This window comes from Azoarcus sp. KH32C (assembly GCF_000349945.1).
Lineage (GTDB): Bacteria > Pseudomonadota > Gammaproteobacteria > Burkholderiales > Rhodocyclaceae > Aromatoleum.
In genome coordinates, this window is sequence record NC_020516.1 from 2,028,522 (window position 1) to 2,053,091 (window position 24,570).

22 protein-coding genes are annotated in these 24,570 nt (G+C 62.0%); 20 read left to right on the forward strand and 2 right to left on the reverse strand.

Annotated elements, in window-relative coordinates; all coding sequences use genetic code 11:
* The first annotated feature begins 127 nt into the window (after nt 1-127).
* The gene (gene infA / locus AZKH_RS08940; protein ID WP_015435432.1) at nt 128-397 is read left to right on the forward strand and encodes a translation initiation factor IF-1; all 270 of its coding nucleotides are present in this window, start codon (nt 128-130) and stop codon (nt 395-397) included.
* A gap of 87 nt (nt 398-484) precedes the next feature.
* Nucleotides 485-1,105, forward strand: a complete 621-nt coding sequence (locus AZKH_RS08945) for a hypothetical protein (protein WP_015435433.1) — start codon at nt 485-487, stop codon at nt 1,103-1,105.
* A 162-nt stretch (nt 1,106-1,267) separates the two neighbouring features.
* Here the strand turns inward: AZKH_RS08945 and AZKH_RS08950 are convergent, their stop codons facing one another.
* Nucleotides 1,268-2,257 carry a malate dehydrogenase gene (locus AZKH_RS08950; protein ID WP_015435434.1) on the reverse strand — a complete coding sequence of 330 codons (990 nt, stop codon included), beginning with the start codon at nt 2,255-2,257 and terminating at the stop codon, nt 1,268-1,270.
* A gap of 221 nt (nt 2,258-2,478) precedes the next feature.
* On the opposite strand from AZKH_RS08950, the gene AZKH_RS08955 reads away from it, so the two are divergent.
* From AZKH_RS08955 to moaE, 17 genes are all read left to right on the forward strand, one after another.
* On the forward strand, nt 2,479-3,207 hold the full coding sequence (locus AZKH_RS08955) for a GntR family transcriptional regulator (RefSeq protein ID WP_015435435.1): 729 nt from the start codon (nt 2,479-2,481) through the stop codon (nt 3,205-3,207).
* 105 nt (nt 3,208-3,312) lie between these two features.
* Nucleotides 3,313-3,702 (forward strand): succinate dehydrogenase, cytochrome b556 subunit, encoded by a 390-nt coding sequence (gene sdhC, locus AZKH_RS08960; RefSeq protein ID WP_015435436.1) that lies wholly within the window; start codon nt 3,313-3,315, stop codon nt 3,700-3,702.
* Complete coding sequence (gene sdhD, locus AZKH_RS08965; protein WP_015435437.1) at nt 3,696-4,043, forward strand: succinate dehydrogenase, hydrophobic membrane anchor protein; 348 nt, start codon at nt 3,696-3,698, stop codon at nt 4,041-4,043. The genes sdhC and sdhD overlap by 7 nt, the downstream gene beginning before the upstream one ends.
* A gap of 2 nt (nt 4,044-4,045) precedes the next feature.
* Nucleotides 4,046-5,839: a succinate dehydrogenase flavoprotein subunit gene (sdhA, locus tag AZKH_RS08970; RefSeq protein WP_015435438.1), complete on the forward strand. Its 1,794-nt coding sequence runs from the start codon at nt 4,046-4,048 to the stop codon at nt 5,837-5,839.
* Nucleotides 5,840-5,858: 19 nt separating this feature from the next.
* Entirely contained in the window at nt 5,859-6,569 is a 711-nt protein-coding gene (locus AZKH_RS08975; protein WP_015435439.1) for a succinate dehydrogenase iron-sulfur subunit, read from the forward strand.
* On the forward strand, nt 6,566-6,802 hold the full coding sequence (locus tag AZKH_RS08980) for a succinate dehydrogenase assembly factor 2 (RefSeq protein WP_015435440.1): 237 nt from the start codon (nt 6,566-6,568) through the stop codon (nt 6,800-6,802). Before AZKH_RS08975 ends, AZKH_RS08980 begins: the two co-directional genes overlap by 4 nt.
* 64 nt (nt 6,803-6,866) lie before the next feature.
* Nucleotides 6,867-8,159: a citrate synthase gene (gene gltA, locus AZKH_RS08985; RefSeq protein WP_015435441.1), complete on the forward strand. Its 1,293-nt coding sequence runs from the start codon at nt 6,867-6,869 to the stop codon at nt 8,157-8,159.
* A 161-nt stretch (nt 8,160-8,320) separates the two neighbouring features.
* Nucleotides 8,321-11,170, forward strand: a complete 2,850-nt coding sequence (locus AZKH_RS08990) for a 2-oxoglutarate dehydrogenase E1 component (protein WP_015435442.1) — start codon at nt 8,321-8,323, stop codon at nt 11,168-11,170.
* Between the two features lie 40 nt (nt 11,171-11,210).
* Nucleotides 11,211-12,404 carry a 2-oxoglutarate dehydrogenase complex dihydrolipoyllysine-residue succinyltransferase gene (gene odhB / locus AZKH_RS08995; protein ID WP_015435443.1) on the forward strand — a complete coding sequence of 398 codons (1,194 nt, stop codon included), beginning with the start codon at nt 11,211-11,213 and terminating at the stop codon, nt 12,402-12,404.
* Between the two features lie 76 nt (nt 12,405-12,480).
* Nucleotides 12,481-13,911: a dihydrolipoyl dehydrogenase gene (gene lpdA / locus AZKH_RS09000; RefSeq protein WP_015435444.1), complete on the forward strand. Its 1,431-nt coding sequence runs from the start codon at nt 12,481-12,483 to the stop codon at nt 13,909-13,911.
* Nucleotides 13,912-13,997: 86 nt separating this feature from the next.
* Nucleotides 13,998-15,110 carry a cell division protein ZapE gene (zapE, locus tag AZKH_RS09005; protein ID WP_015435445.1) on the forward strand — a complete coding sequence of 371 codons (1,113 nt, stop codon included), beginning with the start codon at nt 13,998-14,000 and terminating at the stop codon, nt 15,108-15,110.
* A 60-nt stretch (nt 15,111-15,170) separates the two neighbouring features.
* Nucleotides 15,171-17,126 (forward strand): ATP-dependent DNA helicase, encoded by a 1,956-nt coding sequence (locus AZKH_RS09010; protein WP_015435446.1) that lies wholly within the window; start codon nt 15,171-15,173, stop codon nt 17,124-17,126.
* Between the two features lie 29 nt (nt 17,127-17,155).
* Nucleotides 17,156-18,496: a hypothetical protein gene (locus AZKH_RS09015; RefSeq protein WP_015435448.1), complete on the forward strand. Its 1,341-nt coding sequence runs from the start codon at nt 17,156-17,158 to the stop codon at nt 18,494-18,496.
* Nucleotides 18,497-18,542: 46 nt separating this feature from the next.
* Nucleotides 18,543-19,058 carry a molybdopterin-guanine dinucleotide biosynthesis protein B gene (gene mobB / locus AZKH_RS09020; RefSeq protein ID WP_041656037.1) on the forward strand — a complete coding sequence of 172 codons (516 nt, stop codon included), beginning with the start codon at nt 18,543-18,545 and terminating at the stop codon, nt 19,056-19,058.
* A complete protein-coding gene (gene glp / locus AZKH_RS09025) occupies nt 19,033-20,238 on the forward strand; it encodes a gephyrin-like molybdotransferase Glp (RefSeq protein WP_015435450.1) in 1,206 nt (401 codons plus the stop codon). The genes mobB and glp overlap by 26 nt, the downstream gene beginning before the upstream one ends.
* Nucleotides 20,239-20,241: 3 nt before the next feature.
* Complete coding sequence (gene moaD, locus AZKH_RS09030; protein WP_015435451.1) at nt 20,242-20,496, forward strand: molybdopterin converting factor subunit 1; 255 nt, start codon at nt 20,242-20,244, stop codon at nt 20,494-20,496.
* Between the two features lie 2 nt (nt 20,497-20,498).
* Nucleotides 20,499-20,954, forward strand: coding sequence for a molybdopterin synthase catalytic subunit MoaE (gene moaE, locus AZKH_RS09035; RefSeq protein ID WP_015435452.1), 456 nt, complete (start codon nt 20,499-20,501; stop codon nt 20,952-20,954).
* A 79-nt stretch (nt 20,955-21,033) separates the two neighbouring features.
* Here the strand turns inward: moaE and AZKH_RS09040 are convergent, their stop codons facing one another.
* On the reverse strand, nt 21,034-21,540 hold the full coding sequence (locus AZKH_RS09040; RefSeq protein ID WP_015435453.1) for a phasin family protein: 507 nt from the start codon (nt 21,538-21,540) through the stop codon (nt 21,034-21,036).
* Between the two features lie 289 nt (nt 21,541-21,829).
* On the opposite strand from AZKH_RS09040, the gene clpB reads away from it, so the two are divergent.
* Nucleotides 21,830-24,409 carry an ATP-dependent chaperone ClpB gene (gene clpB / locus AZKH_RS09045; protein WP_015435454.1) on the forward strand — a complete coding sequence of 860 codons (2,580 nt, stop codon included), beginning with the start codon at nt 21,830-21,832 and terminating at the stop codon, nt 24,407-24,409.
* Nucleotides 24,410-24,570 lie beyond the last annotated feature (161 nt).

The window sequence follows — 24,570 nt, forward strand, 5'->3', positions numbered from 1 at the left end:
GCCTGCAATGCCGGCTAACACTTCGTTTACCCGAGCCGGCGCGTCAAGTGAAGGTGCGTCCATTGACTGCGCGGGACGGGGTCGCAGCGAAGATCGGGAGCGTCGGCATTGCTATAGAGGAGGCCACATGGCCAAGGAAGAGTTGCTTGAAATGGAAGGTGTCGTGAACGAGGTCCTGCCGGATACCCGGTTTCGCGTCACGCTGGAAAACGGTGTCGAAGTCCAGGCCTATGCGTCGGGAAAGATGCGCAAGCATCGGATCCGGATTCTGGCCGGGGACAAGGTGAGTGTCGAACTGTCGCCGTATGACCTCACGAAGGCTCGTATCAGCTTCCGTCACAAGGATGAGCGCCCGGCGGGGGATGTGGCGCCCCGCACACAGTTCCGCAAGCGCTGAGTGCGCGGAGCAGACTCGTATTCCGGCTTTTTTCGGAGTTGGGTTAGACTTCTGTCATTAGTGTCTCTGCGTGCGCAGGAGAGAAGAATGGATGCCAAACCGTCGGTTCAGTCGGCAAATCTGATTGCCGAAGCATCGCAAGAGTGGCTGAACGCCTGCATGCGGCCATGGTCGATCCTGAACACCCTCAATGCATTCTGGAGCGATCAGTGGAAGCTTTGGCTGTCGGCGGTGGCATCAACGCCGGCCCCCTGGCTTCCGGCATTGGCGGAGGAGCGTGAAGGGCAGCCTGCGGTAATCGACTTCTTCTTGCCGTGGCTGCCTCGGCTGGATATGTCAGGGACCCCGCGTGGTGCTGTGGATGAGAAGGATTTCGTCCGCGCTATGTTGCGTGCTGCTGCACCGCACATCGGGGCGGCGACTATCGATGCGCCATCCGGCAAGACGAACGCTGTGAGCCGCGCGAGCGGTGTTCCCGAAGACGAGTCGGCAGCCCGAACAAAGCCGACTGTTCGCAAGATCCCGGCACAGTCTGCCAGTGCACAGCCTCCGGCAGGTGATGTCGCCGAAGCGGCGCCCCAGGCGAAGGTTGCGGCAGCAGCGAAGGCGAAGACAGTGAAATCGGGCAAGGCGCCTGCGCGTAAGACGCCGTCGGCCGCCAAGAAGGCGTCTGCTCCCGCCGCAGCAAAGGACAAGGCCGCCGAGTAAGCACGGCGCGTTGCAGCAATTCCCAGTAATAGCGGTACGACGCACGGCCGTGCGCTTTCCTGCATGCTGGATCGGCCTCCAGCCTCCAGCCGCATCCTGAGCCGGGCGTAAAAAAACCGCGGCAAATTGCCGCGGCTCGTGTTGCTCCAGCTTTCGGAGCGATTACTTCAGCATGTCCGCAACCGCGGCACGCTCGTCTTCGAGTTCGGCCAGCGTCTTGTTGATCTTCTCTTGCGAGTAGGCGTCGACTTCGAGGCCCTGGATGATCTTGAAGTTGCCGTTCTTGCACTCGCACGGGAAGCCGAAGACGACGCCCGCGGGGATGCCGTAGGAGCCATCGGACGGAACACCCATGGTGACCCAGTCGTCCGAGCCAAGGGCCCAGTCGCGCATGTGGTCGATGGCGGCATTGGCCGCGGAAGCGGCAGACGACAGGCCGCGAGCGTCGATGATGGCGGCACCGCGCTTGCCGACGGTCGGCAGGAACACGTCGTTGTTCCAGGCGTGGTCATTGACGAGCGCCTTGACCGAGTCGCCGTTCGACGTGCAGAAGCGGTAGTCGGCGTACATCGACGGCGAGTGGTTGCCCCAGACGACCATCTTCTTCAGGCTCGAAACCGCGCGGCCGGTCTTCGCAGCTAGTTGCGACAGCGCGCGGTTGTGGTCCAGGCGCAGCATGCCGTGATAGTTGTTCGGGTTCGTGCGGCCGACCTTCTTCGCAGCGGCGCCGGCGATGTAGGCGTTCGTGTTGCAGGGGTTGCCGACAACCAGTACCTTGACGTTCTCGTTCGCGTTTTCAGCGATCGCCTTTCCTTGAACCGTGAAGATCGCGCCGTTGGCGAGCAGCAGATCGGCACGTTCCATGCCGGGGCCGCGGGGACGCGCGCCCACGAGCAGGCAGTAGTCGGCGTCCTTGAAGGCGACGTTCGGGTCGTCGGTGGCGACCATGCCGGCGAGCAGCGGGAACGCGCAGTCTTCGAGCTCCATCATCACGCCCTTGACCGCCTTCTGGGCCTGGGGAAGATCGAGCAATTGCAGGATCACGGGCTGGTCTTTGCCCAGCATTTCGCCGCTGGCAATGCGGAACAGCAGGCTGTAGCCGATCTGGCCGGCGGCGCCGGTAACGGCGACGCGCACGGGGGCTTTGCTCATGTGAGTACTCCCTCTCTAAAGCGAATTGAAGACGGTAGGAAATTCATTTTGTGCCCGCGATAACCCGCATGGCGACCGACTCGGGGCCCCGCTAAACAGGCGCCGCCGGGACTGAAGGATGGTAGAAGTAAGTACCTTCGATGTCAATTAATGTCCGGTGTCTTATATAAGACATGAGACAGGTAATGGACGCTCGCGAAATTTTGTGTTGAAATGCGTCCATGGCACAGGAATCTCCAACTTTCAGTCCGCTCTACCGGCAAATCAAGAGCCTGATTCTTCAGGCACTTGAGTCGGGGGAATGGCGTCCCGGGCAGGTGATTCCGAGCGAGCAAGAGCTCGCCGCGCGGTTCAGCGTTTCGCAGGGAACCGTGCGCAAGGCCATCGACGAAATGGCCGCTGAAAATCTCCTTGTTCGCAAGCAGGGGAAGGGCACGTTCGTTGCGTCGCATAACGACCCCCGTGCTCTCTTCCGTTTTTTGCGTCTCGTTCCGATGGATGGCGATCTTGCCCATCCGCAGAGCGTACCGATGGATTGCTGGCGCGCCAAGGCCGGCCAGGAAGCCTCCCGGATGCTCGGAATTGCGCTCGGCGATCCGATCATCATCGTTCGGCGGGTGTTGCGTTTTGCGCAGAAGCCCGTCGTCGTCGACGAGATCTATCTGCCGGGCGAGATATTCCAGGGTCTGACTCTCGAAGTTCTTCAGAGCTGGAACGGTTCGCTATACAGCCTGTTCGAAACCCGTTTCGGTTTGAGGATGATTCGTGCGCAGGAGCGCATCCGCGCGGTCGGCGCCGATCGTTCCACCAGCGATACCCTCCGCGTTCCCGAAGGTACGCCGCTGCTTTCGGTTGAGCGCGTGACATATACCTATGGCGACAGACCGGTTGAATGGCGTCGTGGTTTGTATTCCACGGCCGAGCACTTTTATTTGAATGAATTGAACTAGCCCTTCAGCGGAAGGCATAGGGACATTCAGCGTATATAATTCTGGCTCTTTGCAGTTTGGGAGAACCGCGTCGGGAAACCGTCGCTCATCGAGGGGAAAAACAATATGTCAGAAGCTGTAGTACGCAAGCAGAGGCCAAAATTCCTGGCCCTGAACGAGATCCGGTTGCCGTTGCCGGGCATCGTCTCAATTCTTCACCGGGTAAGCGGTGCAGGCCTGTTCCTGATGCTGCCCTTCCTGCTGTTCCTGTTCGATCGCAGTCTCGGCTCGCCTGAGTCCTTTGCAACATACAAGAGCATTGTCGGTAATCCGCTCGTCAAGCTGCTGCTGTTGGGCCTGTTGTGGGCCTACCTGCATCACTTCTGTGCCGGCATCCGCTTCCTGCTGCTGGATCTCCATAAGGGTCTGGATCTTCAATCCGCCCGCAACAGCGCGCGTATCGTCCTCTTCGTGAGCCTTACGCTGACCGTGATTGTGGGGGTGAAGCTGTGGTAAAGCGTATCGTCGTCGGTGCTCATTACGGTCTGCGCGACTGGATTGCCCAGCGCATCACGGCCGTCTTCATGGTGATCTTCACCGTCCTGTTCGCGGCCGCCACGCTCGGCTTGCCCGAAATGAACTACCAGGCATGGTCGGGCCTGTTCCGCAACGGAATCGTCCGCTTCTTCGCCTTCCTGTTCTTTCTGTCGCTGTTCTATCACGCCTGGATCGGTGTGCGTGACATCTGGATGGACTACATCAAGCCGGTCGGTGTTCGTCTGACCCTGCATGTCGTAACGATCTTCGTGCTCGTCGGCTACGCCGGCTGGGCTGCCCAGATTCTGTGGAGGCTGTGAGCGTGACTGTCGCTAAGCGTACTTTTGATGCCGTTATCGTTGGTGCCGGTGGTGCCGGTCTGCGTGCGGCGCTGCAACTGTCAGAAGCCGGCCTCAAGACCGCCGTGCTGACCAAGGTTTTCCCGACCCGCTCGCACACCGTTGCGGCGCAGGGCGGCGTGGCTGCTTCGTTGGGTAATTCGACCGAAGACAACTGGCACTGGCATATGTACGACACCGTCAAGGGGTCGGACTGGCTGGGTGACCAGGATGCGATCGAATTCATGTGTCGCAAGGCCAATGAAGTGGTCGTCGAGCTCGAACACTACGGCATGCCGTTCGACCGCACGGACAACGGCAAGATCTACCAGCGTCCGTTCGGCGGTCACTCGCAGAATTACGGCCAATCCCCGGTTTCGCGCTCCTGTGCGGCCGCGGACCGTACCGGTCATGCGATGCTGCACGCGCTGTATCAGCGCAACGTCCGCGCGAACACCCAGTTCTTCGTCGAATGGATGGCCCTCGACCTGATCCGCGATCAGGACGGCAACGTCCTCGGCGTTACCGCGCTCGAAATGGAAACCGGTGAAGTCAGCATCTTCCACTCTAAGGCAACGATTTTCGCTACTGGCGGTGCTGGCCGTATCTTCTACAGCTCGACCAACGCGTTCATCAACACCGGTGACGGCGTCGGTATGGCGGCTCGCGCCGGCATCCCGCTGGAAGATATGGAATTCTGGCAGTTCCACCCGACCGGCGTGGCCGGCGCAGGTGTGCTGATCACCGAAGGTGTGCGCGGCGAAGGCGGTATCCTGCGGAACGCCGCGGGCGAGCGCTTCATGGAACGTTATGCACCGAACCTGAAGGATCTGGCCTCGCGCGATGTCGTCTCGCGTTCGATGGTGACCGAGATTAACGAAGGTCGCGGCTGCGGTCCTGAAAAGGACCACGTGCTGCTCGACATCACGCATCTGTCGCCCGAGACCATCATGAAGCGCCTGCCCGGCATTCGTGAAATCTCGATCCAGTTCGCCGGCGTGGATCCGATCAAGGCGCCGATCCCGGTCGTACCGACCTGCCACTATCAGATGGGCGGCATTCCGACCAACTACAAGGGTCAGGTCGTGGTGCCGAAGGACGGCAACGCGAATGCGCCGGTGCAGGGGTTCTACGCCGCGGGCGAATGCGCATGTGCCTCGGTGCATGGCGCCAACCGTCTCGGCACGAACTCGCTGCTCGACCTGCTGGTGTTCGGCAAGTCGGCCGGCGAAACGGTGGTCGAAGACTTCAAGAGCGGCAATCTGGTGCTGCGTCCGCTGCCCGAAGGTGCTGCCGACGCGTCGCTCGCCCGGATGGCCCGTCTGGAAAACCAGACCGGCGGCGAAAGTGTTGCCGAGGTTGGCAACGCAATGCGCCGCACGATGCAGAAGCACGCCGGCGTGTTCCGCTTCGACAACCTGCTCAAGGAAGGCGTCACCGCGATCAAGGAAGTTGCCGAGCGCGCCAAGCGCACCGAGATCAAGGACAAGTCGAAGGTATGGAACACCGCGCGTATGGAAGCGCTGGAACTCGACAACCTGATCGAAGTTGCAAAGGCAACGATGATCTCGGCCGAGGCCCGCAAGGAATCGCGCGGCGCCCACGTCCGCGACGACGCTCCGGATTCGCCGGAATTCCCCAATGGTCGTAACGACAAAGTTTGGCTCAAGCACACGCTGTGGTACAGCGAAGGCAACCGTCTTGAATACAAGCCGGTGAACATGAAGCCCCTGTCGGACGATGTCGAGCCCATCGCGCTCGCCAAGCGCACTTACTGAGCGCCGGAGAAATATCGAAATGAGCAAGCGTACCGTTCAATTCAAGATCTACCGTTACGATCCCGATCGTGACGACAAGCCCTACATGCAGGACATCTCGATCGAACTCGAGGAGTCCGACAAGAAGCTTCTCGACGCGCTCGTGCGTCTGAAGACCAAGGACGACTCGCTGTCCTTCCGTCGCTCCTGCCGTGAAGGCGTGTGCGGCTCCGACGCGATGAACATCAACGGCAAGAACGGCCTGGCGTGCCTGACCGACATCGACAAGCTGGCGCAGCCGATCCTGCTGCGTCCGCTGCCGGGCCTGCCGGTCATTCGCGACCTGATTGTCGATATGACGCAGTTCTTCAAGCAGTATCACTCGATCAAGCCGTACCTGATCAACGAAACGCCGGCGCCGGAGCGCGAACGTCTGCAGTCGCCGGAGGAGCGCGAGGAGCTCAACGGCCTGTACGAGTGCATTCTTTGCGCGTGCTGCTCGACCTCGTGCCCGTCGTTCTGGTGGAACCCGGACAAGTTCGTCGGCCCGGCCGGTCTGCTGGCCGCGTACCGCTTCATCGCCGATACGCGGGATCAGGCGACCACGGAGCGCCTCGACAACCTCGAGGACCCGTACCGTCTGTTCCGCTGCCACAGCATCATGAACTGCGTTGATGTGTGTCCGAAGAGTCTGAACCCGACGCGTGCGATCGGGAAGATCAAGGACATGATGGTCAGCCGCGCGGTATGAGCATCAACCGGGGACGCGTGCGCTGGCAATGCCGTCGGGCTCTTCTGGAGCTCGACCTTGTCTTCACACGCTTTCTGGAAAGGGACTTCGATCGTCTGACGGACGATCAAGTCGCTGATCTCGATGACTTGCTGCTGGTCGAGGATCATGAGCTGTGGGCCATGGTCAACGGCAGCAAGCCGTGCGAGGTCGAGCGCTGGAAGGAGATGATCGGCCTGCTCAGTCAGCGTTGACTGGGGCAGGGCGGTCATTACAGGGAGCTAGTAGTTAATACGGGCAAGCAGAAAGGGATGACCTATGAGCACTGAACGCACCGCAACGCTAACCGTCGATGGAAAGACTGTCGACTTCCCGGTGATGACCGGTACCCATGGCAATGATGTCATCGACATCCGTACGCTGGGTGCCAAGACCGGTCTCTTCACTTACGATTCCGGTTTCCTGTCGACTGCCAGCTGCAAGTCCCGCATCACCTACATTGATGGTGACAAGGGCGAACTGCTGTATCGCGGTTATCCCATCGAGCAACTGGCCGAGAAGTGCAACTTCCTGGAAGTTGCATACCTGCTGAAGAATGGCGAGCTGCCGAACGGGAAGCAGAAGGGTGAGTTCGAGACGACCATCAAGAACCACACGATGCTGCACGATCAGATGACGAAGTTCTACTCGGGCTTCCGTCGCGATGCGCATCCGATGGCCGTCATGGTCGGTGTGGTTGGCGCCCTGTCCGCGTTCTACCACGAAGCGATGGACTTCTCGGATGCCGCACACCGCAACATCTCGATCAACCGTCTGATCGCCAAGCTCCCCACGATCGTTGCGATGGCCTACAAGTACAACATGGGCCAGCCATTCATGTACCCGCGCAATGACCTGGACTACACGGCGAACTTCATGCACATGATGTTCGGTACGCCGTGCGAGAAGTACGAGCCGAACCCCGTTCTGGTCCGTGCGCTCGACGTCATCTTCACGCTGCACGCCGACCACGAGCAGAACGCCTCGACCTCGACCGTCCGTCTGGCCGGTTCGTCGGGCGCCAACCCGTTCGCCTGCATCTCGGCTGGCATCGCCTGCTTGTGGGGCCCGGCGCACGGTGGCGCGAACGAAGCCTGCCTGAACATGCTGGAAGAAATCGGCGACGTGTCGCGCGTCGGCGAATACATCAAGCGTGCCAAGGACAAGAACGACAGCTTCAAGCTGATGGGCTTCGGTCACCGCGTGTACAAGAACTTCGACCCGCGCGCCAAGCTGATGGGCAAGGTCTGCTCGGATGTGCTGGGCGAACTCGGTCTCGAAAACGATCGCCTGTTCAAGCTGGCGAAGGAACTCGAGCGGATCGCGCTGGAAGACGAATACTTCGTCGAGAAGAAGCTGTATCCGAATGTCGACTTCTACTCGGGCATTGTCCAGAAGGCTCTGGGCATCCCGACGTCGATGTTCACCTGCATCTTCGCGCTCGCCCGTACCGTGGGTTGGATCACTCAGTGGGAAGAGATGATCACCGATCCGGAGTACAAGATCGGCCGTCCGCGTCAGCTGTACATCGGCACCGCGCGTCGCGACGTGCCTGAGCTGGCGCAGCGTTAAGAGAAGATGGAGAGGGGCGGGAGGGAGTCCCGATAGCAATCTCAGCGGGATGGTCGCTTGCTGCGGCCATCCCGTTTTTGCATCGGGGTGCCGGCTTAGCGTTATCGATAAGCCCCAGACTAAAAAAGCTAAGAAACAAGCTATCAGGTGGCCTTTACAACATGACGACCCAGAAAAAAGCGACGTCTCATCTGTTCGGCAGCAATGCGCCGTTCATCGAAGAGCAATACGAGAATTACCTTGCGGACCCGTCGTCGGTGTCCGAATCCTGGCGCGCCTACTTCGACGCCCTGCAGGCGCAAGCCGGTGCCGCGGTGCGCGACGTCGCGCACGGCCCGGTGATCGCGGCCTTCGCCGAGATGGCCAAGCGCGGCCCGGTGCGCACGGTCGCGGCGGGCGAGGGCGACGACAAGCGCCAGGTCAGCACGCTGCAACTGATCAACGCCTACCGCTTCCTCGGCAACCGCTGGGCGAACCTCGACCCGCTGCGCCGCACCGAGCGGCCGCACATCGCCGAGTTGGAGCCCTCGTACTACGGCTTCACCGAAGCGGACCTGTCGCGCAGTTTCAACACCGGTTCCTTCCACGGCTTCTCGACCGATCACGCCACCCTGCGCGAGATCCTCGAAGCCGTGCGCCAGACCTACTGCGGCTCGGTCGGCTCCGAATACATGTACATGGCCGACATCGCGCAAAAGCGCTGGATCCAGGCCCGCCTCGAAGCCGCGCGCGCGAATCCGAAGTACGACGCCACGAAGAAGAAGCGCATCCTCGAGCGCGTGACCGCGGCCGAGACGCTCGAACGCTATCTCCACACCCGCTACGTCGGCCAGAAGCGCTTCTCGCTCGAAGGCGGCGAATCGGCGATCGTCGCGATGGACGAAGTCATCGCGACCGCGGGCCGCCTGGGCGGCCAGGAAATCGTCATCGGCATGGCCCACCGGGGCCGCTTGAACGTCCTCGTGAACACCCTGGGCAAGTCGCCCAAGATGCTGTTCTCGGAGTTCGAAGGCAAGGCCGCGGCCGACCTCACCGCAGGCGACGTCAAGTACCACATGGGCTTCTCGAGCGACGTGATGACCGCGGGCGGCCCGATGCACCTCACGCTCGCCTTCAACCCCTCGCACCTCGAGATCATCAACCCGGTGGTCGAAGGCTCGGTCTATGCGCGCCAGGTGCGCCGCAAGGACGACGCCAAGGAGCAGGTGATCCCGGTGCTGATCCACGGCGACGCGGCCGTGGCCGGCCAGGGCGTGAACCAGGAGATGCTCAACTTCTCCCAGACCCGCGGCTACGGCACGGGCGGCACGATCCACATCGTCATCAACAACCAGATCGGCTTCACCACCTCCGACCCGCGCGACTACCGCAGCTCGCTCTACTGCACCGACATCTTCAAGATGGTCGAAGCGCCGATCTTCCACGTCAATGGCGATGACCCCGAAGCGGTCGCCTTCGTGACCCAACTCGCCGTCGAATTCCGCCAGGAATTCAAGAAGGACGTCGTCGTCGACATCATCTGCTTCCGCAAGCTCGGCCACAACGAGCAGGACGAGCCGATGGTCACCCAGCCGTTGATGTACCGCACCATCCAGAAGCACCCGGGCACGCGCAAGCTCTACGCCGACCGGCTGGTCACCGAAGGCACCTGCGCCAGTGATGAGCCGGACCGCATCATCGCCGAGTACCGCGAACACCTCGACCGCGGCGAGCTGCTGTCGAACCCGGTGCTCTCCGGCCACAACCGCCAGTTCGCCGTCGACTGGACCCCGTTCCTCAAGCAACCCTACACCGACGCCGCCGACACCGCGATCCCGGTGCAGGAGATCCAGCGCCTGGGCGAGCGCCTGTCGACGATCCCCGCGACCTTCGCGCTGCACTCGCGCGTCAAGAAGATCATCGACGACCGCGCGGCGATGGCCCGTGGCGAAGCGCCGCTCGACTGGGGCATGGGCGAGAACCTCGCCTACGCGAGCCTCTTGGCGCAAGGCTACCAGGTGCGCCTGTCGGGTGAAGACGTCGGCCGCGGCACCTTCTTCCACCGCCACGCGGTGCTGCACGACCAGAAGCGCGAGCGCTGGGACGAAGGCATCTACAAGCCGCTCGACCACATCCAGGACGGCCAGGCCGGCTTCCAGTGCTTCGACTCGGTGCTCTCCGAAGAAGCCGTGCTCGGCTTCGAATACGGCTACTCGACGACCGAACCCAATAGCCTCGTCGTGTGGGAGGCGCAGTTCGGCGACTTCGTCAATGGCGCCCAGGTCGTCATCGACCAGTTCATCAGCTCGGGCGAAGCGAAGTGGGGCCGTCTCAGTGGTCTCGTGATGATGCTGCCGCACGGCTACGAAGGTCAGGGTCCCGAGCACTCCTCGTGCCGCCCCGAACGCTTCATCAGCCTCGCCGCCGAGAACAACTGGCAGGTGTGCGTGCCGACGACCCCGGCGCAGGTCTTCCACCTCTTGCGCCGCCAGATCGTGCGCAAGATCAGGAAGCCGCTCATCATCGTCACCCCGAAGTCGCTCTTGCGTCACAAGGAAGCGATCTCGTCGATGGAAGAGCTCTCCAAGGGCACCTTCCAGACCGTGATCCCCGAAGTCGAGGCGCTCGATGCGAAGAAGGTCAAGCGCGTCGTGCTGTGCCAAGGGAAGATCTACTACGAACTCCTCGCGCACCGTCGCGAGCAGGGCATCAAGGATACGGCGCTGGTCCGGATCGAGCAGATCTACCCCTTCCCGTCGGACGCCTTCGCCGCGGCGATCAACCAGTTCCCGAACGCCAAGGAAGTGGTGTGGTGCCAGGAAGAGCCGCGCAACCAGGGCGCTTGGTACTGGCTCGCCTCGCGCCAGCACCTCGTCAATGTGCTCGGCAAGCGCCGCCTGCTGCTGGTCGCGCGTCCCGCCTCCGCCTCGCCCGCGGTCGGCTACTACGCCAAGCACAACGCGCAGCAGAAGGCGGTGATCGAGAACGCCTTCGGGCCGATCCAGGATACGACGCCTCAGTCCCCCAACTGAACGCCGAACCAAAAACTCAAGAACACTGGGAGAAAGTTACATGCTGATCGAAGTCAAAGTGCCGCAACTGTCCGAATCCGTGTCGGAGGCGACGCTCGTATCGTGGCACAAGCAGGAAGGCGAGATGGTCGCCCGCGACGAGAACCTGATCGACATCGAGACCGACAAGGTCGTGCTCGAAACCCCGGCCCCGGCCGCGGGCGTGCTGGTGAAGATCATCAAGACCAACGGCGACACGGTCACCTCGGGCGAGCTGATCGCGCAGATCGACACCGAAGCGCAGGCTGCTGCCGGTGCTCCGGCTGCCGCTGCGGCGCCTGCTGCCGCTCCGGCTGCTGCCGCCTCGGCGCCTGCCGCGGCCGCCGGCACCGCGAGCCCCGCGGCGCGCAAGATCCTCGAAGAGAAGGGTGTCGCTGCGGCGGACGTTGCGGGCTCCGGCCGCGGCGGTCGTGTCACGAAGGAAGACGCCGTCGCGGCCCAAGCCCGCCCGGCAACGCCCGCGCCGGCACCGGCCGCGCTCGCGCTGACCGGTGAGCGCCCGGAAGAGCGCGTGCCGATGACGCGCCTGCGTCAGCGCATCGCCGAGCGCCTGATCCAGTCGAAGAACGAAAACGCGATCCTGACCACCTTCAACGAAGTGAACATGGCCCCGGTCATGGCGCTTCGCAAGCAATACGGCGACAAGTTCGAGAAGGCCCACGGCGTGCGCCTGGGCTTCATGGGCTTCTTCGTCAAGGCGGCGGTCGCGGCGCTGAAGAAGTTCCCGATCCTCAACGCCTCGGTCGACGGCACCGACATCATCTACCACGGCTACATCGACATCGGCATCGCCGTGGGCAGCCCCCGCGGCCTCGTCGTGCCGATCCTGCGCGACGCCGACCAGATGTCGATCGCCGACATCGAGAAGAAGATCGCCGAGTTCGGCCAGAAGGCCAAGGACGGCAAGCTCTCGCTCGAAGAGCTCTCCGGCGGCACCTTCTCGATCTCCAACGGCGGCGTGTTCGGCTCGATGCTGTCGACCCCGATCATCAACCCGCCGCAGTCGGCGATCCTCGGCATCCACGCCACCAAGGACCGCCCGGTGGTCGAGAACGGCCAGATCGTGATCCGTCCGATCAACTACCTCGCGATGAGCTACGACCACCGCATCATCGACGGCCGCGAAGCGGTGCTCGGCCTCGTCACGATGAAGGAAGCGCTGGAAGATCCGGCTCGCCTGATCCTCGACGTGTAATTCACGCTCTGCGTGGCGGCTTCGCCGGACCTCGTGTCCGGGGGGCCGCCGCGTGTCCTTTTTTCCGGAGTGAACAATGGCTGACAAGCAATTCGACGTACTCGTCATCGGCGGTGGCCCGGGCGGATACGTCGCGGCGATTCGCGCTGCACAACTCGGCTTTAAGACCGCATGCGCCGAATCCAATCCGTACGCGGACCCGAAGGGCGAGCCGCGTCTGGGCGGTACCTGCCTGAACGTGGGCTGCATCCCCTCGAAGGCGCTGCTCCATACCTCGCACCTTTTCGAAGAGGCTGAACACTCGTTCGAAGGTCAGGGCATCAAGGTCAGCGGCAAGGTGAGCATCGACGTCCCGACGATGATCGGTCGCAAGGACAAGGTCGTCGATCAGCTGACCCAAGGCATCAAGGGCCTGTTCAAGAAGAACAAGGTGACCTTCCTGGCCGGTCACGGTTCGTTCGAAAGCGCGGGCCCCGGCGGCTATGTCGTGAAGGTCGGCAACGAATCCGTCGAAGCCAAGCATGTGATCATCGCTACCGGTTCGAAGCCCCGTCATCTGCCGGGCATCCCGGTCGACAACAAGATCGTCTGCGACAACGTGGGCGCGCTGGATTTCGATTCCGTGCCGAAGAAGCTGGGCGTGATCGGCGCTGGCGTGATCGGTCTGGAAATGGGCTCGGTGTGGCGTCGCCTCGGTTCCGAAGTGACCGTGCTCGAAGCGCTGCCCGACTTCATGCCCTTTGCGGATACGGACGTCGCGAAGGAAGCGCTGAAGGTCTTCGGCAAGCAAGGGCTGGACATCAAGACCGGCGTGAAGATCGGCGAAACTAAGGTCGGCAAGAAGGGCGTATCGCTCGCTTACACCGACAAGGACGGCAAGGAAGCGACGCTCGAGTGCGATCGCCTGGTCGTCTCCGTTGGCCGTGTGCCCAATACCGATGGCCTCAACGCCGGCGCAGTGGGCCTGAACGTCAATGAGCGCGGTCAGATCATCGTTGACGGCCATTGCGCGACCAACCTGCCCAACGTGTATGCAGTGGGCGACGTGGTCCGCGGCCCGATGCTTGCGCACAAGGCGATGGAAGAGGCCGTGATGGTTGCCGAAATCATCGCGGGGCAGGCGGGTCACTGCAACCTCGATCTCGTTCCGGGTGTGATCTACACCTCGCCCGAAATCGCGTGGGTTGGCAAGACCGAACAGCAGCTGAAGGCCGAAGGCGTTGCCTACCGTGCCGGCAAGATCCCGTTCATGGCCAACGGCCGTGCGCTGGGTTCGGGCGACCCGACTGGTTTCGTGAAGATGCTCGCCTGCGCACAGACTGACCGGATCCTCGGCGTGCACATCATCGGTGCAAACGCGTCGGAGCTGATTTCCGAAGCCGTGGTGGCGATGGAATTCGGCGCTGCGTCCGAAGACCTCGCGCGGATCTGCCACGCGCACCCGACGCTGTCGGAAGTCGTGCACGAGGCTGCGTTGGCGGTCGATAAGCGTCCGCTGCACTTCTGATAGAAGGCTGGTCTCGCGAGGGGCGGTGCGGGATAATCCCGGACCGCCCCTCATTTCATTTTGAATCTCGCATCAGGCTGTTTCGCATGCCCCATCGTGTCCTGAAAGTCCCGCAGCACGGGATGCTCGAAGCTTACGAGGCGCAACTCAAGGCCCGTGGTTACAAGTCCGATCCCGAGCAGCGTGCCGCCGCACAACGTCTGCAAGAGTTGTACACCGAACTGGTCGGTTTCAAGGCGGCCCGGCGCGGCACGCTGCGCAAAATGTTCACGCGGCCGCGGATGCCGCGTAGCGTGTATTTCTGGGGCGGGGTCGGGCGCGGCAAGAGCTTCCTGATGGACTGCTTTTTCGACGCGGTGCCTTATCAGCGCAAGCGCCGCGTGCATTTCCATGCCTTCATGCAGGAAGTGCAGAACGATCTGAAAAATTTCAACAACGAGCCCGATCCGCTGCAACGGGTCGCCGACCGCGTGGCCCGCGCGACACGTCTCCTGTGTTTCGACGAGTTCCATGTCTCGGATATCGCCGATGCGATGATCCTCGGGCGTCTGCTCGATGCGCTGTTCGCGCGCGGCGTGATCTTCGTGATGACTTCCAACTACCCGCCGGATGGGCTCTATCCGAATGGGCTGCAGCGCATCAACTTCGTGCCGACGATCGAAATGATCAAGCGGCGCTTCGACGTGTTCGAAGTCGACCACGGAACCGACTATCGGCTGCGTACGCTCGAAAAGATGGAGATCTATCTCGTTCCGGCAGAAGCGGAAGCCGAGCGCAAGATGCGCCAGGACTTCCGCCGTTTGTCCGGTGCGGACGCGCTGAAAGGCGATATCGAGCTTTTCGAACGCAAGCTGCCTGTTTTAGGACACGCGCCAAGCGTCATCTGGTTCGACTTTGCGACGCTGTGCGGCGGTCCGCGTTCCCAGAACGACTATCTTGAGATTGCGCGTGAGCACCACACGGTGCTGTTGTCCGCAATCCCGCGCATGAGTGCCGGCAATGCATCCGAAGCACGCCGCTTTACTTGGCTCGTCGACGTGCTCTACGACCATCGCGTCAAACTGATTGCGAGTGCCGAGGTCGAAGCTTCCGAGTTGTACACCGAAGGCCACAACGCGCACGAATTCGTCCGTACGGTCAGCCGCCTGATGGAAATGCGCAGTCGCGACTATCTTGCCGAAGCCCATCGTGTCGAATAGCCGGCGCGGAATGACGACTCTGCGCTGCGGTGAAAGGCACGTGGCGGAGTGCATCGCCCGATGATCGACCTGAAACAAGCGTTTTCGCCGGAGGGGCCGCTCGCGGCTACGGTGCCGTCGTTCCGTCCGCGCCCGCAACAGTTCGAAATGGCAGGGCTCATTGCCGAGGCGCTGAAGGAAAATCGCGTGCTGGTCGCAGAAGCGGGCACCGGTACCGGGAAGACCTTCGCCTATCTCGTTCCCGCCTTGCTGTCCGGAGGCAAGCTGATCCTGTCGACGGGTACGAAGACGCTGCAGGATCAGTTGTTCAATCGCGATCTCCCGACGGTGCGCAACGCGCTTCGGGTACCTGTATCCATCGCGCTGCTCAAGGGACGCGCGAACTACGTGTGCCCCTACCATCTGGAGCGCAATGCGCGTGACGGCCGATTCCTGACTGCGCAGGATGCATCCGATCTCAGGGCGATCGCACGCTTCGCGAAGACAACCCAGACGGGTGACAAGGCCGAATGTACCGAGGTGCGGGAGGATTCCCCGGCCTGGATTGCTGCGACATCCACGCGGGACAACTGCCTCGGGCAGGAATGCCCGAACGTGAAGGAGTGCTTCGTTCTGGCGGCGCGTCGTGCCGCGATGGATGCGGACGTCGTCGTCGTGAATCATCACCTCTTCTTTGCGGACGTGATGCTGCGCGACGAGGGCATGGGAGAATTGCTCCCGTCCTGCAATGCCGTAATTTTCGATGAAGCGCACCAGTTGCCGGAAACGGCGAGTCTTTTTTTCGGCGAAAACGTTTCGACGGCCCAGGTTCTGGAACTCGCACGCGATACGCGCTCCGAAACACTCGCTGCGGCGCGCGACTGTCGTGACCTGATCGATGCCTCGCGTGCGCTGGAAAAAGCGGCCCGCGATCTGAGACTCGCGTTCGGCGCCGAGCCGGCCCGTCTTTCGGCGCAACAGGCAGCGGCCCTGCCGGAATTCGACAAGGCGCTCGTTGCCCTGGGGGCCGAATTCGAACGGTTCGACAAGGTTCTCGACACGCAGGCCGAGCGCTCGGAGGGCTTGGCCAACTGCCTGCGACGCAGTACCGAAATGCAGGAGCGGCTGGCCAGATGGCAGTCGCCCGAATCCACCGACTATATCCGCTGGGTCGAGGTTTTTGCGCAATCGGCCGCACTGAACGCAACGCCGCTGCACGTTTCGGGCGTGTTCAAGCGTCAGCTCGAAAGTCATCCCAGAGCCTGGATCTTTACGTCGGCGACCCTGGCCGTGGGTCAGGACTTCACCCACTATTGCAACGAACTCGGCTTGTCGTGGCTCGATGTGCCGCCGATGACCGCGGTGTGGGGAAGTCCCTTCGATTATGGCGAGCAGGCATTGCTGTACGCGCCTGGGGGGATGCCCGATCCCAACCACCCTGACTACACCGATGCCGTTGCATGCAAGGCGCTGCCGCTGATCCGTGCCGCCCGGGGCAGGGCCTTCGTGCTGTGTACGTCCTTGCGGGCGATGAAGCGGATCCACGGTCTGATCGTCGATGGGCTTCAACGGGAAGGCGAAGAACTGCCCGTGCTCTTGCAGGGCGAAGGCTCGCGCACTGAATTGCTCGATCGTTTCCGCCGGCTCGGTAATGCCGTGCTGGTCGCCAGCCAGAGTTTCTGGGAGGGGGTCGATGTCCCTGGCGACGCGCTCTCGCTGGTCGTCATCGACAAGCTGCCGTTCGCTCCGCCCGATGACCCGGTGTTGGCCGCGCGCGTTGAACACCTGCAAAAGAGCGGGCGCAATCCCTTCATGCATTATCAGTTGCCGCGCACGGTGATCAACATGAAGCAGGGCGCAGGCCGCCTGATCCGCAGCGAGCGGGACCGCGGCGTCCTGTGCATTTGCGATCCGCGCATGATCGAAAAGCCTTACGGCAAAGTCGTGTGGCGTAGTCTGCCGGCGATGCGCAGAACCCGGGCAGAGGAGGATGCGGTCGCCTTCCTCGAAAAGTTGCCGCCGCCGGCAAGCGCGTGAATTCAGGTATCCCGATCCATGGTAACGCCATGACGGCAAGCACCCATCCCGAATGTGACCCGCTGTCGCGGGCAGTCGACGAAGGCGATTGCCATGAGATCGCCGAGCGGCTTAACCGTGGCTGCCAGTGCGTGTCGCTCGACCATGAGCGCCTGCGCGCCGAACTGGAACGAGATCCGCGCGACGGCGCACTCTTGGCGACGATCAACACGACACGTCCTCATCTCTTTGCCGATTCGGTCGTCTTTGTTGCGGCGCCACAGCTTGAGCGGATCGCGGAGATCGTCGATGCGGTGGAACGTGTTGCGGCCACTGCCGGCTGGCAGGCCGCGGTTCTCCAAGCCGCTCCTGCCAACGCCCGCATTCAGTCGGCGGCAGCGGGGGCCTTCCTCGGATACGACTTCCATCTTTCTCCGGAAGGGCCGCGACTGATCGAGATCAACACGAACGCGGGCGGTGGACTGCTCAACGTCGCGCTGGCCCGGGCTCAGCGCGCGTGCTGTGCAGAGGTCGAGCCACTACGCGCGATGGTATCAGAGGGCAGTCCTTCGGATCCCGAGCGCGCGTTTCTGGACATGTTCCGCGAAGAGTGGCGCGCGATGCGCGGAGATGCGCCCTTGCGGACGATTGCGATCGTCGATCAGGAACCACGATCGCAGTACCTGCTGCCCGAGTTCCTGTTGTTTCAACGGCTTTTCGAGCGCTGCGGCTACGCAGCCTATATTTGCGATCCGACTGCGCTGCACTTCGAGGCGGGGCGTCTCTGGCTGGACGGGCAGGAAATCGACCTCGTCTACAACCGGCTCACGGATTTCGACCTTGATGAGCCGCAAAGCGCAGCCCTCGCCGCAGCGTGGCGGGAACAGGCTGCCGTCATCACGCCTCACCCGCGAGCGCACGCACTATTTGCCGACAAGCGCAATCTCGTTCTTCTCGGCGACGAAGCCTTCCTGGAAAGGTGCGGAGTCGATCCGGAGACCCGGGCAATTCTGGCGCAAGGCGTTCCGCAGACACGCACGGTTCGTCCGGAAGATGCGGAAACCCTCTGGCGGGAGCGCCGGGACCTGTTCTTCAAGCCGGCAGCTGGCTTTGGCAGCCGTGCCGCTTATCGCGGCGACAAGCTCACGCGAAGCACGTTCGAGTCGATCCTGGTAGGCGACTACATTGCCCAGCGCCTCGTGCCGCCGAGCGCTCGGAGGCTGAGTGTTGGTGGAGAGCCGACGGACCTCAAGATGGATCTGCGTGCGTACGCCTATCGCGGGCGAGTCCAGTTTGCGGCAGCGCGTTTGTACCGTGGTCAGACGACGAATTTCCGTACGCCAGGCGGTGGTTTCGCTGCCGTGGTTGCACTCCCTTGCGCGCAGCCGTAAGCGCTGTTGTATCCTGTCCGACCTGTCCCCCAAGTTTCAGGCACAGATGATCGTATTTGGAATCGCCGGCTGGTCCGGTTCGGGAAAGACCACCCTCATCGAAAAGCTCATCCCGGAAATTTGCGGGCGTGGACTTTCGGTATCCGTGATCAAGCATGCGCATCACGGCTTCGATCTCGATCGGCCCGGCAAGGACTCGTACAGGCATCGCGAAGCCGGCGCGACGCAAGTGCTGATGCTGTCCGGCGAGCGTTGGGTCTTGATGCACGAGCTGCGCGGCGCCCCAGAGCCGACACTGGACGAGCAATTGCGTCTGCTGTCGCCCTGCGACGTCGTGCTGATCGAAGGCTTCAAGGCGGCGTCGGTTCCGAAGCTCGAGGTGCATCGTCCATCCAACGGCAAGACACCGCTCTGGCAGGAAAATCCGCACATCGTCGCGGTTGCGAGCGATGTCGATATCGAGTGTCCGCTCACTCGGTTCGCTCTCGACGACGTGGTCGCGATTGCCGATTACATCCTCAATTACTCCTCTCGCCATGAACAACGACATGCTTTCGTTTGACGACGCGTTGGCCAAGCTGCTGGCGCACGTACGTCCGGTGTCGGATGTCGAGATGGCCGATACGATCGTCACGCAGGGCAGGATTCTCGCGTCCGATCTGCGCTCGGCGATTTCGGTCCCGGCGCTCGACACGTCGATGATGGACGGCTACGCGGTGCGTGTCGCCGACGTGCCAGGTTCCGGAGCAACGCTTCCGGTGTCGCAACGCATCCCGGCGGGCAGCGTCGGTCATGCGCTGCAGCCCGGCACCGCCGCGCGCATCTTTACCGGGGCGCCCTTGCCTTCCGGCGCGGATGCCGTCGTGATGCAGGAACTTTGCGAACTTGCGGATGATCGCGTGACGATCAATCACGTTCCGCGAATCGGCGAAGCATTGCGACGCGCAGGCAGCGAAATCGCTGCCGGAGACGTGGTGCTCCCAGCCGGCACCCGCATCCGCGCGCAGGAAATCGGACTTGCCGCCTCGGTCGGGATCGCGCAAGTGCCCGTGTTCCGGCGCGTGCGTGTGGCGCTCTTTTCAACGGGCAGCGAACTCGTGATGCCGGGCGAACCCCTTCCGCCCGGCGGCGTCTATAACTCCAACCGGTTTCAATTGCGCGTGCTGCTCGAACAGCTCGGTTGCCTGGTGACCGATTTCGGTATCGTGCCGGACCGGCTTGATGCAACCCGTGCCGCATTGCGGGAAGCTTCCGACGGACATGATCTCATCGTGACCAGCGGCGGCGTTTCCGTAGGTGAGGAAGACCATGTCAAGCCGGCGGTGGAGGCAGAAGGTTCCCTCGACATGTGGAAGATTGCCATGAAGCCCGGCAAGCCGCTCGCATACGGCCGTGTCGGGGCCGCTTCGTTTATTGGCTTGCCGGGAAATCCCGTTTCCAGTTTCGTGACCTTCCTGCTGATGGTCAGGCCGTTCATCCTGGCGCTTCAAGGTGCCAAGGATTGCCGGCCCCGCGCGCTGACGCTGATTGCGGATTTCGACTGGAAGAAACCCGATCGACGGCGCGAATTCCTGCGGGCGCGGACGAACGAGAACGGGGGCGTGGAAATCTACGAAAACCAGGGGGCTGCTGCATTATCGTCGATCGTCTGGGCGAACGGTCTCGTCGACGTGCCGGCGGATACGCCAATCATGCGCGGCCAAGCCGTGCGTTTCCTGCCATATGGCGAGCTGCAGGACTGACAGATGACAGTACGGATTCTCTATTTTGCGGCGCTGCGCGATGCCGTCGGTTGTGCACAGGAAAGCTTCACTTTACCTTCCGGGGTTTCGACAGTGGGCGAACTGAGGACCTTTCTGGCCGATCGCGGCGAGGGCTGGGCCGCGCTCGAGGAAGGGCGCAACGTCAGAGCCGCGCGCAACCAGCGCATGGCTTCGCCGTCGGACCCCGTGATGCCGGGCGACGAGATCGCCTTCTTTCCGCCCGTGACCGGAGGTTGACGATGTCGGTGAGCGTTCAGGAGTCCGACTTCGATGTCGGGGCCGAGATTGCCGCCTTGTCCGAAGATCGGCGCGAGGTTGGAGCGGTCGCGAGCTTTGTGGGCTTGGTACGGGATATCAGCGAAGGTGCGACCGTCGCCGCGATGACTCTCGAACATTATCCCGGGATGACCGAACAGGCTCTTGAGGAGATTGTTGCCGAGGCGCGATCGCGCTGGTCATTGCACGCCGTGCGGGTGATTCACCGATACGGGCGTCTAGAGCCGGGAGACCGGATCGTCTTTGTCGGGGTTGCCGGCGCTCATCGCGGAGAGTCTTTCGCCGCCTGCGAATTCATCATGGACTATCTGAAGACCCGCGCACCATTCTGGAAGAAGGAAGAAACACCGGACGGCGCGCGCTGGGTGGATGCGCGCGACAGCGACGACAGCGCGGCGCGGCGCTGGGAGAGACGTTAGACGCGATATTGCGGCTTCGGTGGAGCAAAAAATTACGGCGCCCTCAGGCGCCGTAATTCATTGAGCGGTCCGCGAGGGCTTACTTCTTGCCCTTGCCCCCTTGCTGCGTAAACGTCTGGAACGCCTCGGCCGAAGCACGGGTCATCTGATCGAAGGCCGCTCGGGTCGTGTCCATGGCGGACTGGATGGCGGTCATAGCGTTCTGATCGCTGATCGGCATTCCCGAGAACATCTTCTGCATGGCTTCGAACACGTCCTTGCCGCCGCTCGAAAGCTGTTCGCCGACGAGTTTGCCGAGTTCGGTCTGGGCTCGCGTGGTCAGTTCGGCCAATTCACGGGCGCATCCCAGCATCTTTTCGGCGGTGCTCTGAGCGTACTGCGAACGGAGGTTAAGGAGTTCGTTGGGATCCTTGGCAGCCGATTGAGCCTTGGCGTTCTCGACGCCTTCTTCGAACAGGCTTTTCGCGGTTGCAACCTGCAGTTCCATGATGCGCTGAGAATTCTCGATCGACAGCTGCGCAAGACGCATGGCCGCTTCGAAATTCTTCTTCTGGAGTTCGTTGAACTGATCCTGTTTGCTTGCCATTTTCTTCCTCCGAGAGCTCTCGTTGATGCCGCTTGCAGACGGAGTCCCGTCGTGCAGCGTTTAATTTTGACAACATAGCACATTGGCGTTACTTCTGGTGCCACGCTAAGGTGCATCGATATATTTCAACATGAATGCTGCAGCGCAGCAATATCTCTACAAGCTTTGTTACGAGGGAAGCTGCCCTTCGTTACCCATAATGAGGATCGACCCGTTTCCGGGACCTCTGTTGAATTGTGTCGTGGCGCCCCCATCTTCGCGGTAGCCCTCCAATAGAAGGATCTCCCTCATGCGCTTCGACAAGCTCACCACAAAATTCCAGCAGGCCTTGTCCGATGCCCAAAGCATCGCCGTCGGCAACGATCAGCAATTCATCGAGCCTGCCCACCTGTTGCTCGCCATGCTCGCACAAGAGGATGGCGGCACGGTGTCGCTGCTGCAACGTGCCGGTGTTAACGTGCCGCCGTTGAAGGTGTCGCTTGACAAGCTGCTTGCGCGCCTGCCCAAGGTCGAAGGCCACGGCGGTGAGGTGCAGATCGGAAGGGACTTGTCGAATCTGCTGAACCTCGCCGATCGCGAAGCGCAGAAGCGCGGCGACCAGTTCATCGCGAGCGAAATGTTCCTGCTCGCCTTGGCCGACGACAAGGGAGACACGGGGCGGACGCTGAAGGAGCACGGTCTTTCACGGAAAGCGCTGGAAGCTGCCATCGAAGCGGTGAGGGGCGGAGCGGGCGTGGCAAGCCAGGATGCTGAAGGACAGCGCGAAGCTTTGACGAAGTACTGCATCGATCTGACGGAGCGCGCTCGCGCAGGAAAGCTCGATCCCGTGATCGGGAGAGACGATGAAATTCGGCGGGCGATCCAGATTCTGCAACGGCGTACGAAGAACAACCCGGTCCTGATCGGCGAGCCTGGCGTCGGCAAGACGGCGATCGTGGAGGGGTTGGCTCAGCGCATCGTCAATGCCGAGGTTCCGGAGACACTCAAGGGCAAGCGTGTGCTGTCGCTGGACATGGCGGCACTGCTCGCCGGCGCCAAGTACCGAGGCGAGTTCGAGGAGCGTCTGAAATCGGTGCTGAAGGAAATTGCCCAGGAGGAAGGGCAGATCATCGTCTTCATCGACGAGATCCATACGATGGTCGGAGCGGGCAAGGCCGAAGGGGCGATCGACGCCGGCAACATGCTCAAGCCCGCGCTCTCTCGCGGGGAACTGCACTGTATCGGTGCGACAACGCTCGACGAATATCGCAAGTACATCGAAAAGGACGCCGCGCTCGAACGGCGCTTCCAGAAAGTGCTGGTCGAAGAACCTTCGGTCGAATCCACCATCGCGATCCTGCGCGGCCTGCAGGAGAGATACGAGCTGCACCACGGCGTCGACATCACCGATCCGGCCATCGTCGCGGCGGCCGAATTGTCCCATCGCTACATCACCGATCGCTTCCTCCCCGACAAGGCCATCGACCTGATCGACGAGGCGGCGGCGCGCATCAAGATGGAGATCGACTCCAAGCCCGAAGTAATGGACAAGCTCGAACGGCGTCTCATCCAGCTCAAGATCGAGCAGGAAGCGGTCAAGCGGGAAACCGACGAGGCCTCGCAAAAGCGTCTGGTGCTGATCCGCGACGAAATCGAAAAACTCGAGCGCGAATACGCCAACCTCGATGAAATCTGGCGCTCGGAGAAGGCCAGCGTCCAGGGCAGCCAGCACATCAAGGAAGAAATCGACAAGCTGCGTGCGCAGATGGCGGAGATGCAGCGTAAGGGCCAGTACGACAAGCTCGCAGAGTTGCAGTATGGCAAGTTGCCGCAGCTTGAGGCGCAGCTCAAGGTGGCCGAAGAGGCGGGCAGCGGAGAGCGCAAGTTCAAGCTGTTGCGCACCCAGGTTGGCACCGAGGAAATTGCCGAAGTCGTGTCTCGTGCGACCGGTATTCCGGTCAGCAAGATGATGCAGGGCGAGCGCGAGAAGTTGTTGAGGATGGAAGAGCGCCTGCATTCGCGGGTCGTCGGCCAGGACGAAGCCGTGCGCCTCGTCTCGGATGCGATTCGCCGTTCCCGCGCGGGATTGTCCGACGAGAACCGGCCCTACGGCTCCTTCCTCTTCCTCGGCCCGACGGGCGTGGGCAAGACCGAACTGTGTAAGGCGCTCGCAGAGTTCCTGTTCGATTCCGAGGAGCATCTCATCCGCGTCGACATGAGCGAATTCATGGAAAAGCATTCGGTCGCCCGTCTGATCGGGGCGCCTCCGGGCTATGTCGGCTACGAAGAAGGCGGTTACCTGACCGAGCAGGTGCGCCGCAAGCCATATTCGGTGATCCTCTTCGACGAGGTCGAAAAGGCGCATCCCGACGTCTTCAACGTCCTGCTGCAGGTGTTGGACGACGGGCGCATGACGGACGGACAGGGGCGCACCGTTGACTTCAAGAACACGGTCATCGTGATGACGTCGAACCTCGGCAGCCAGATGATCCAGCAGATGTCCGGTGACGACTACCAAGTCATCAAACTGGCGGTGATGGCTGAGGTGAAGACCTTCTTCCGACCGGAATTCGTGAACCGGATCGACGAAGTGGTCGTGTTCCACGCACTCGATGAAAAGCATATCGCGAGCATCGCACGCATTCAACTGCAGTATCTGGAACGTCGTCTCGCACGCCTGGATATGACGCTCCAGGTCACCGACGCTGCCTTGGCCGAACTTGCTGCGGCTGGTTTCGACCCGATTTTCGGCGCGCGTCCCCTCAAGCGTGCAATCCAGGAGCACATCGAGAATCCGCTTGCACGGGCGATTCTCGAAGGGCAGTTCGGAGCAAAGGACAAGATCGTCGTCGACTCGTCAGGCGGACGGGTCGCATTTGCCAAAGGTTGATTCATACAAAGGCGAAGTGGCAGCCTGCAGGCTGCCACCTCGCCGGTCTCAAGATGTGCTTCAGCCTTCCTGTCGGCATGCCTCGCTTTTCTTTCGACGTCCCGAGTTTGGCCTTGACCGGCAGGCGGTGCGATAATCCGCCCCTTATGTCTGCGGTGCGG

What these genes read in the sequence shown, in the direction of transcription:
- infA (WP_015435432.1), top strand. Translation starts at nt 128, where the DNA reads ATGGCCAAGGAAGAGTTGCTTGAAATGGAAGGTGTCGTGAACGAGGTC.
- AZKH_RS08945 (WP_015435433.1), top strand. Translation starts at nt 485, where the DNA reads ATGGATGCCAAACCGTCGGTTCAGTCGGCAAATCTGATTGCCGAAGCA.
- AZKH_RS08950 (WP_015435434.1), bottom strand. Translation starts at nt 2,257, where the DNA reads ATGAGCAAAGCCCCCGTGCGCGTCGCCGTTACCGGCGCCGCCGGCCAG.
- AZKH_RS08955 (WP_015435435.1), top strand. Translation starts at nt 2,479, where the DNA reads ATGGCACAGGAATCTCCAACTTTCAGTCCGCTCTACCGGCAAATCAAG.
- sdhC (WP_015435436.1), top strand. Translation starts at nt 3,313, where the DNA reads ATGTCAGAAGCTGTAGTACGCAAGCAGAGGCCAAAATTCCTGGCCCTG.
- AZKH_RS08975 (WP_015435439.1), top strand. Translation starts at nt 5,859, where the DNA reads ATGAGCAAGCGTACCGTTCAATTCAAGATCTACCGTTACGATCCCGAT.
- AZKH_RS08980 (WP_015435440.1), top strand. Translation starts at nt 6,566, where the DNA reads ATGAGCATCAACCGGGGACGCGTGCGCTGGCAATGCCGTCGGGCTCTT.
- gltA (WP_015435441.1), top strand. Translation starts at nt 6,867, where the DNA reads ATGAGCACTGAACGCACCGCAACGCTAACCGTCGATGGAAAGACTGTC.
- AZKH_RS08990 (WP_015435442.1), top strand. Translation starts at nt 8,321, where the DNA reads ATGACGACCCAGAAAAAAGCGACGTCTCATCTGTTCGGCAGCAATGCG.
- odhB (WP_015435443.1), top strand. Translation starts at nt 11,211, where the DNA reads ATGCTGATCGAAGTCAAAGTGCCGCAACTGTCCGAATCCGTGTCGGAG.
- lpdA (WP_015435444.1), top strand. Translation starts at nt 12,481, where the DNA reads ATGGCTGACAAGCAATTCGACGTACTCGTCATCGGCGGTGGCCCGGGC.
- zapE (WP_015435445.1), top strand. Translation starts at nt 13,998, where the DNA reads ATGCCCCATCGTGTCCTGAAAGTCCCGCAGCACGGGATGCTCGAAGCT.
- AZKH_RS09010 (WP_015435446.1), top strand. Translation starts at nt 15,171, where the DNA reads ATGATCGACCTGAAACAAGCGTTTTCGCCGGAGGGGCCGCTCGCGGCT.
- AZKH_RS09015 (WP_015435448.1), top strand. Translation starts at nt 17,156, where the DNA reads ATGACGGCAAGCACCCATCCCGAATGTGACCCGCTGTCGCGGGCAGTC.
- mobB (WP_041656037.1), top strand. Translation starts at nt 18,543, where the DNA reads ATGATCGTATTTGGAATCGCCGGCTGGTCCGGTTCGGGAAAGACCACC.
- glp (WP_015435450.1), top strand. Translation starts at nt 19,033, where the DNA reads ATGAACAACGACATGCTTTCGTTTGACGACGCGTTGGCCAAGCTGCTG.
- moaD (WP_015435451.1), top strand. Translation starts at nt 20,242, where the DNA reads ATGACAGTACGGATTCTCTATTTTGCGGCGCTGCGCGATGCCGTCGGT.
- moaE (WP_015435452.1), top strand. Translation starts at nt 20,499, where the DNA reads ATGTCGGTGAGCGTTCAGGAGTCCGACTTCGATGTCGGGGCCGAGATT.
- AZKH_RS09040 (WP_015435453.1), bottom strand. Translation starts at nt 21,540, where the DNA reads ATGGCAAGCAAACAGGATCAGTTCAACGAACTCCAGAAGAAGAATTTC.
- clpB (WP_015435454.1), top strand. Translation starts at nt 21,830, where the DNA reads ATGCGCTTCGACAAGCTCACCACAAAATTCCAGCAGGCCTTGTCCGAT.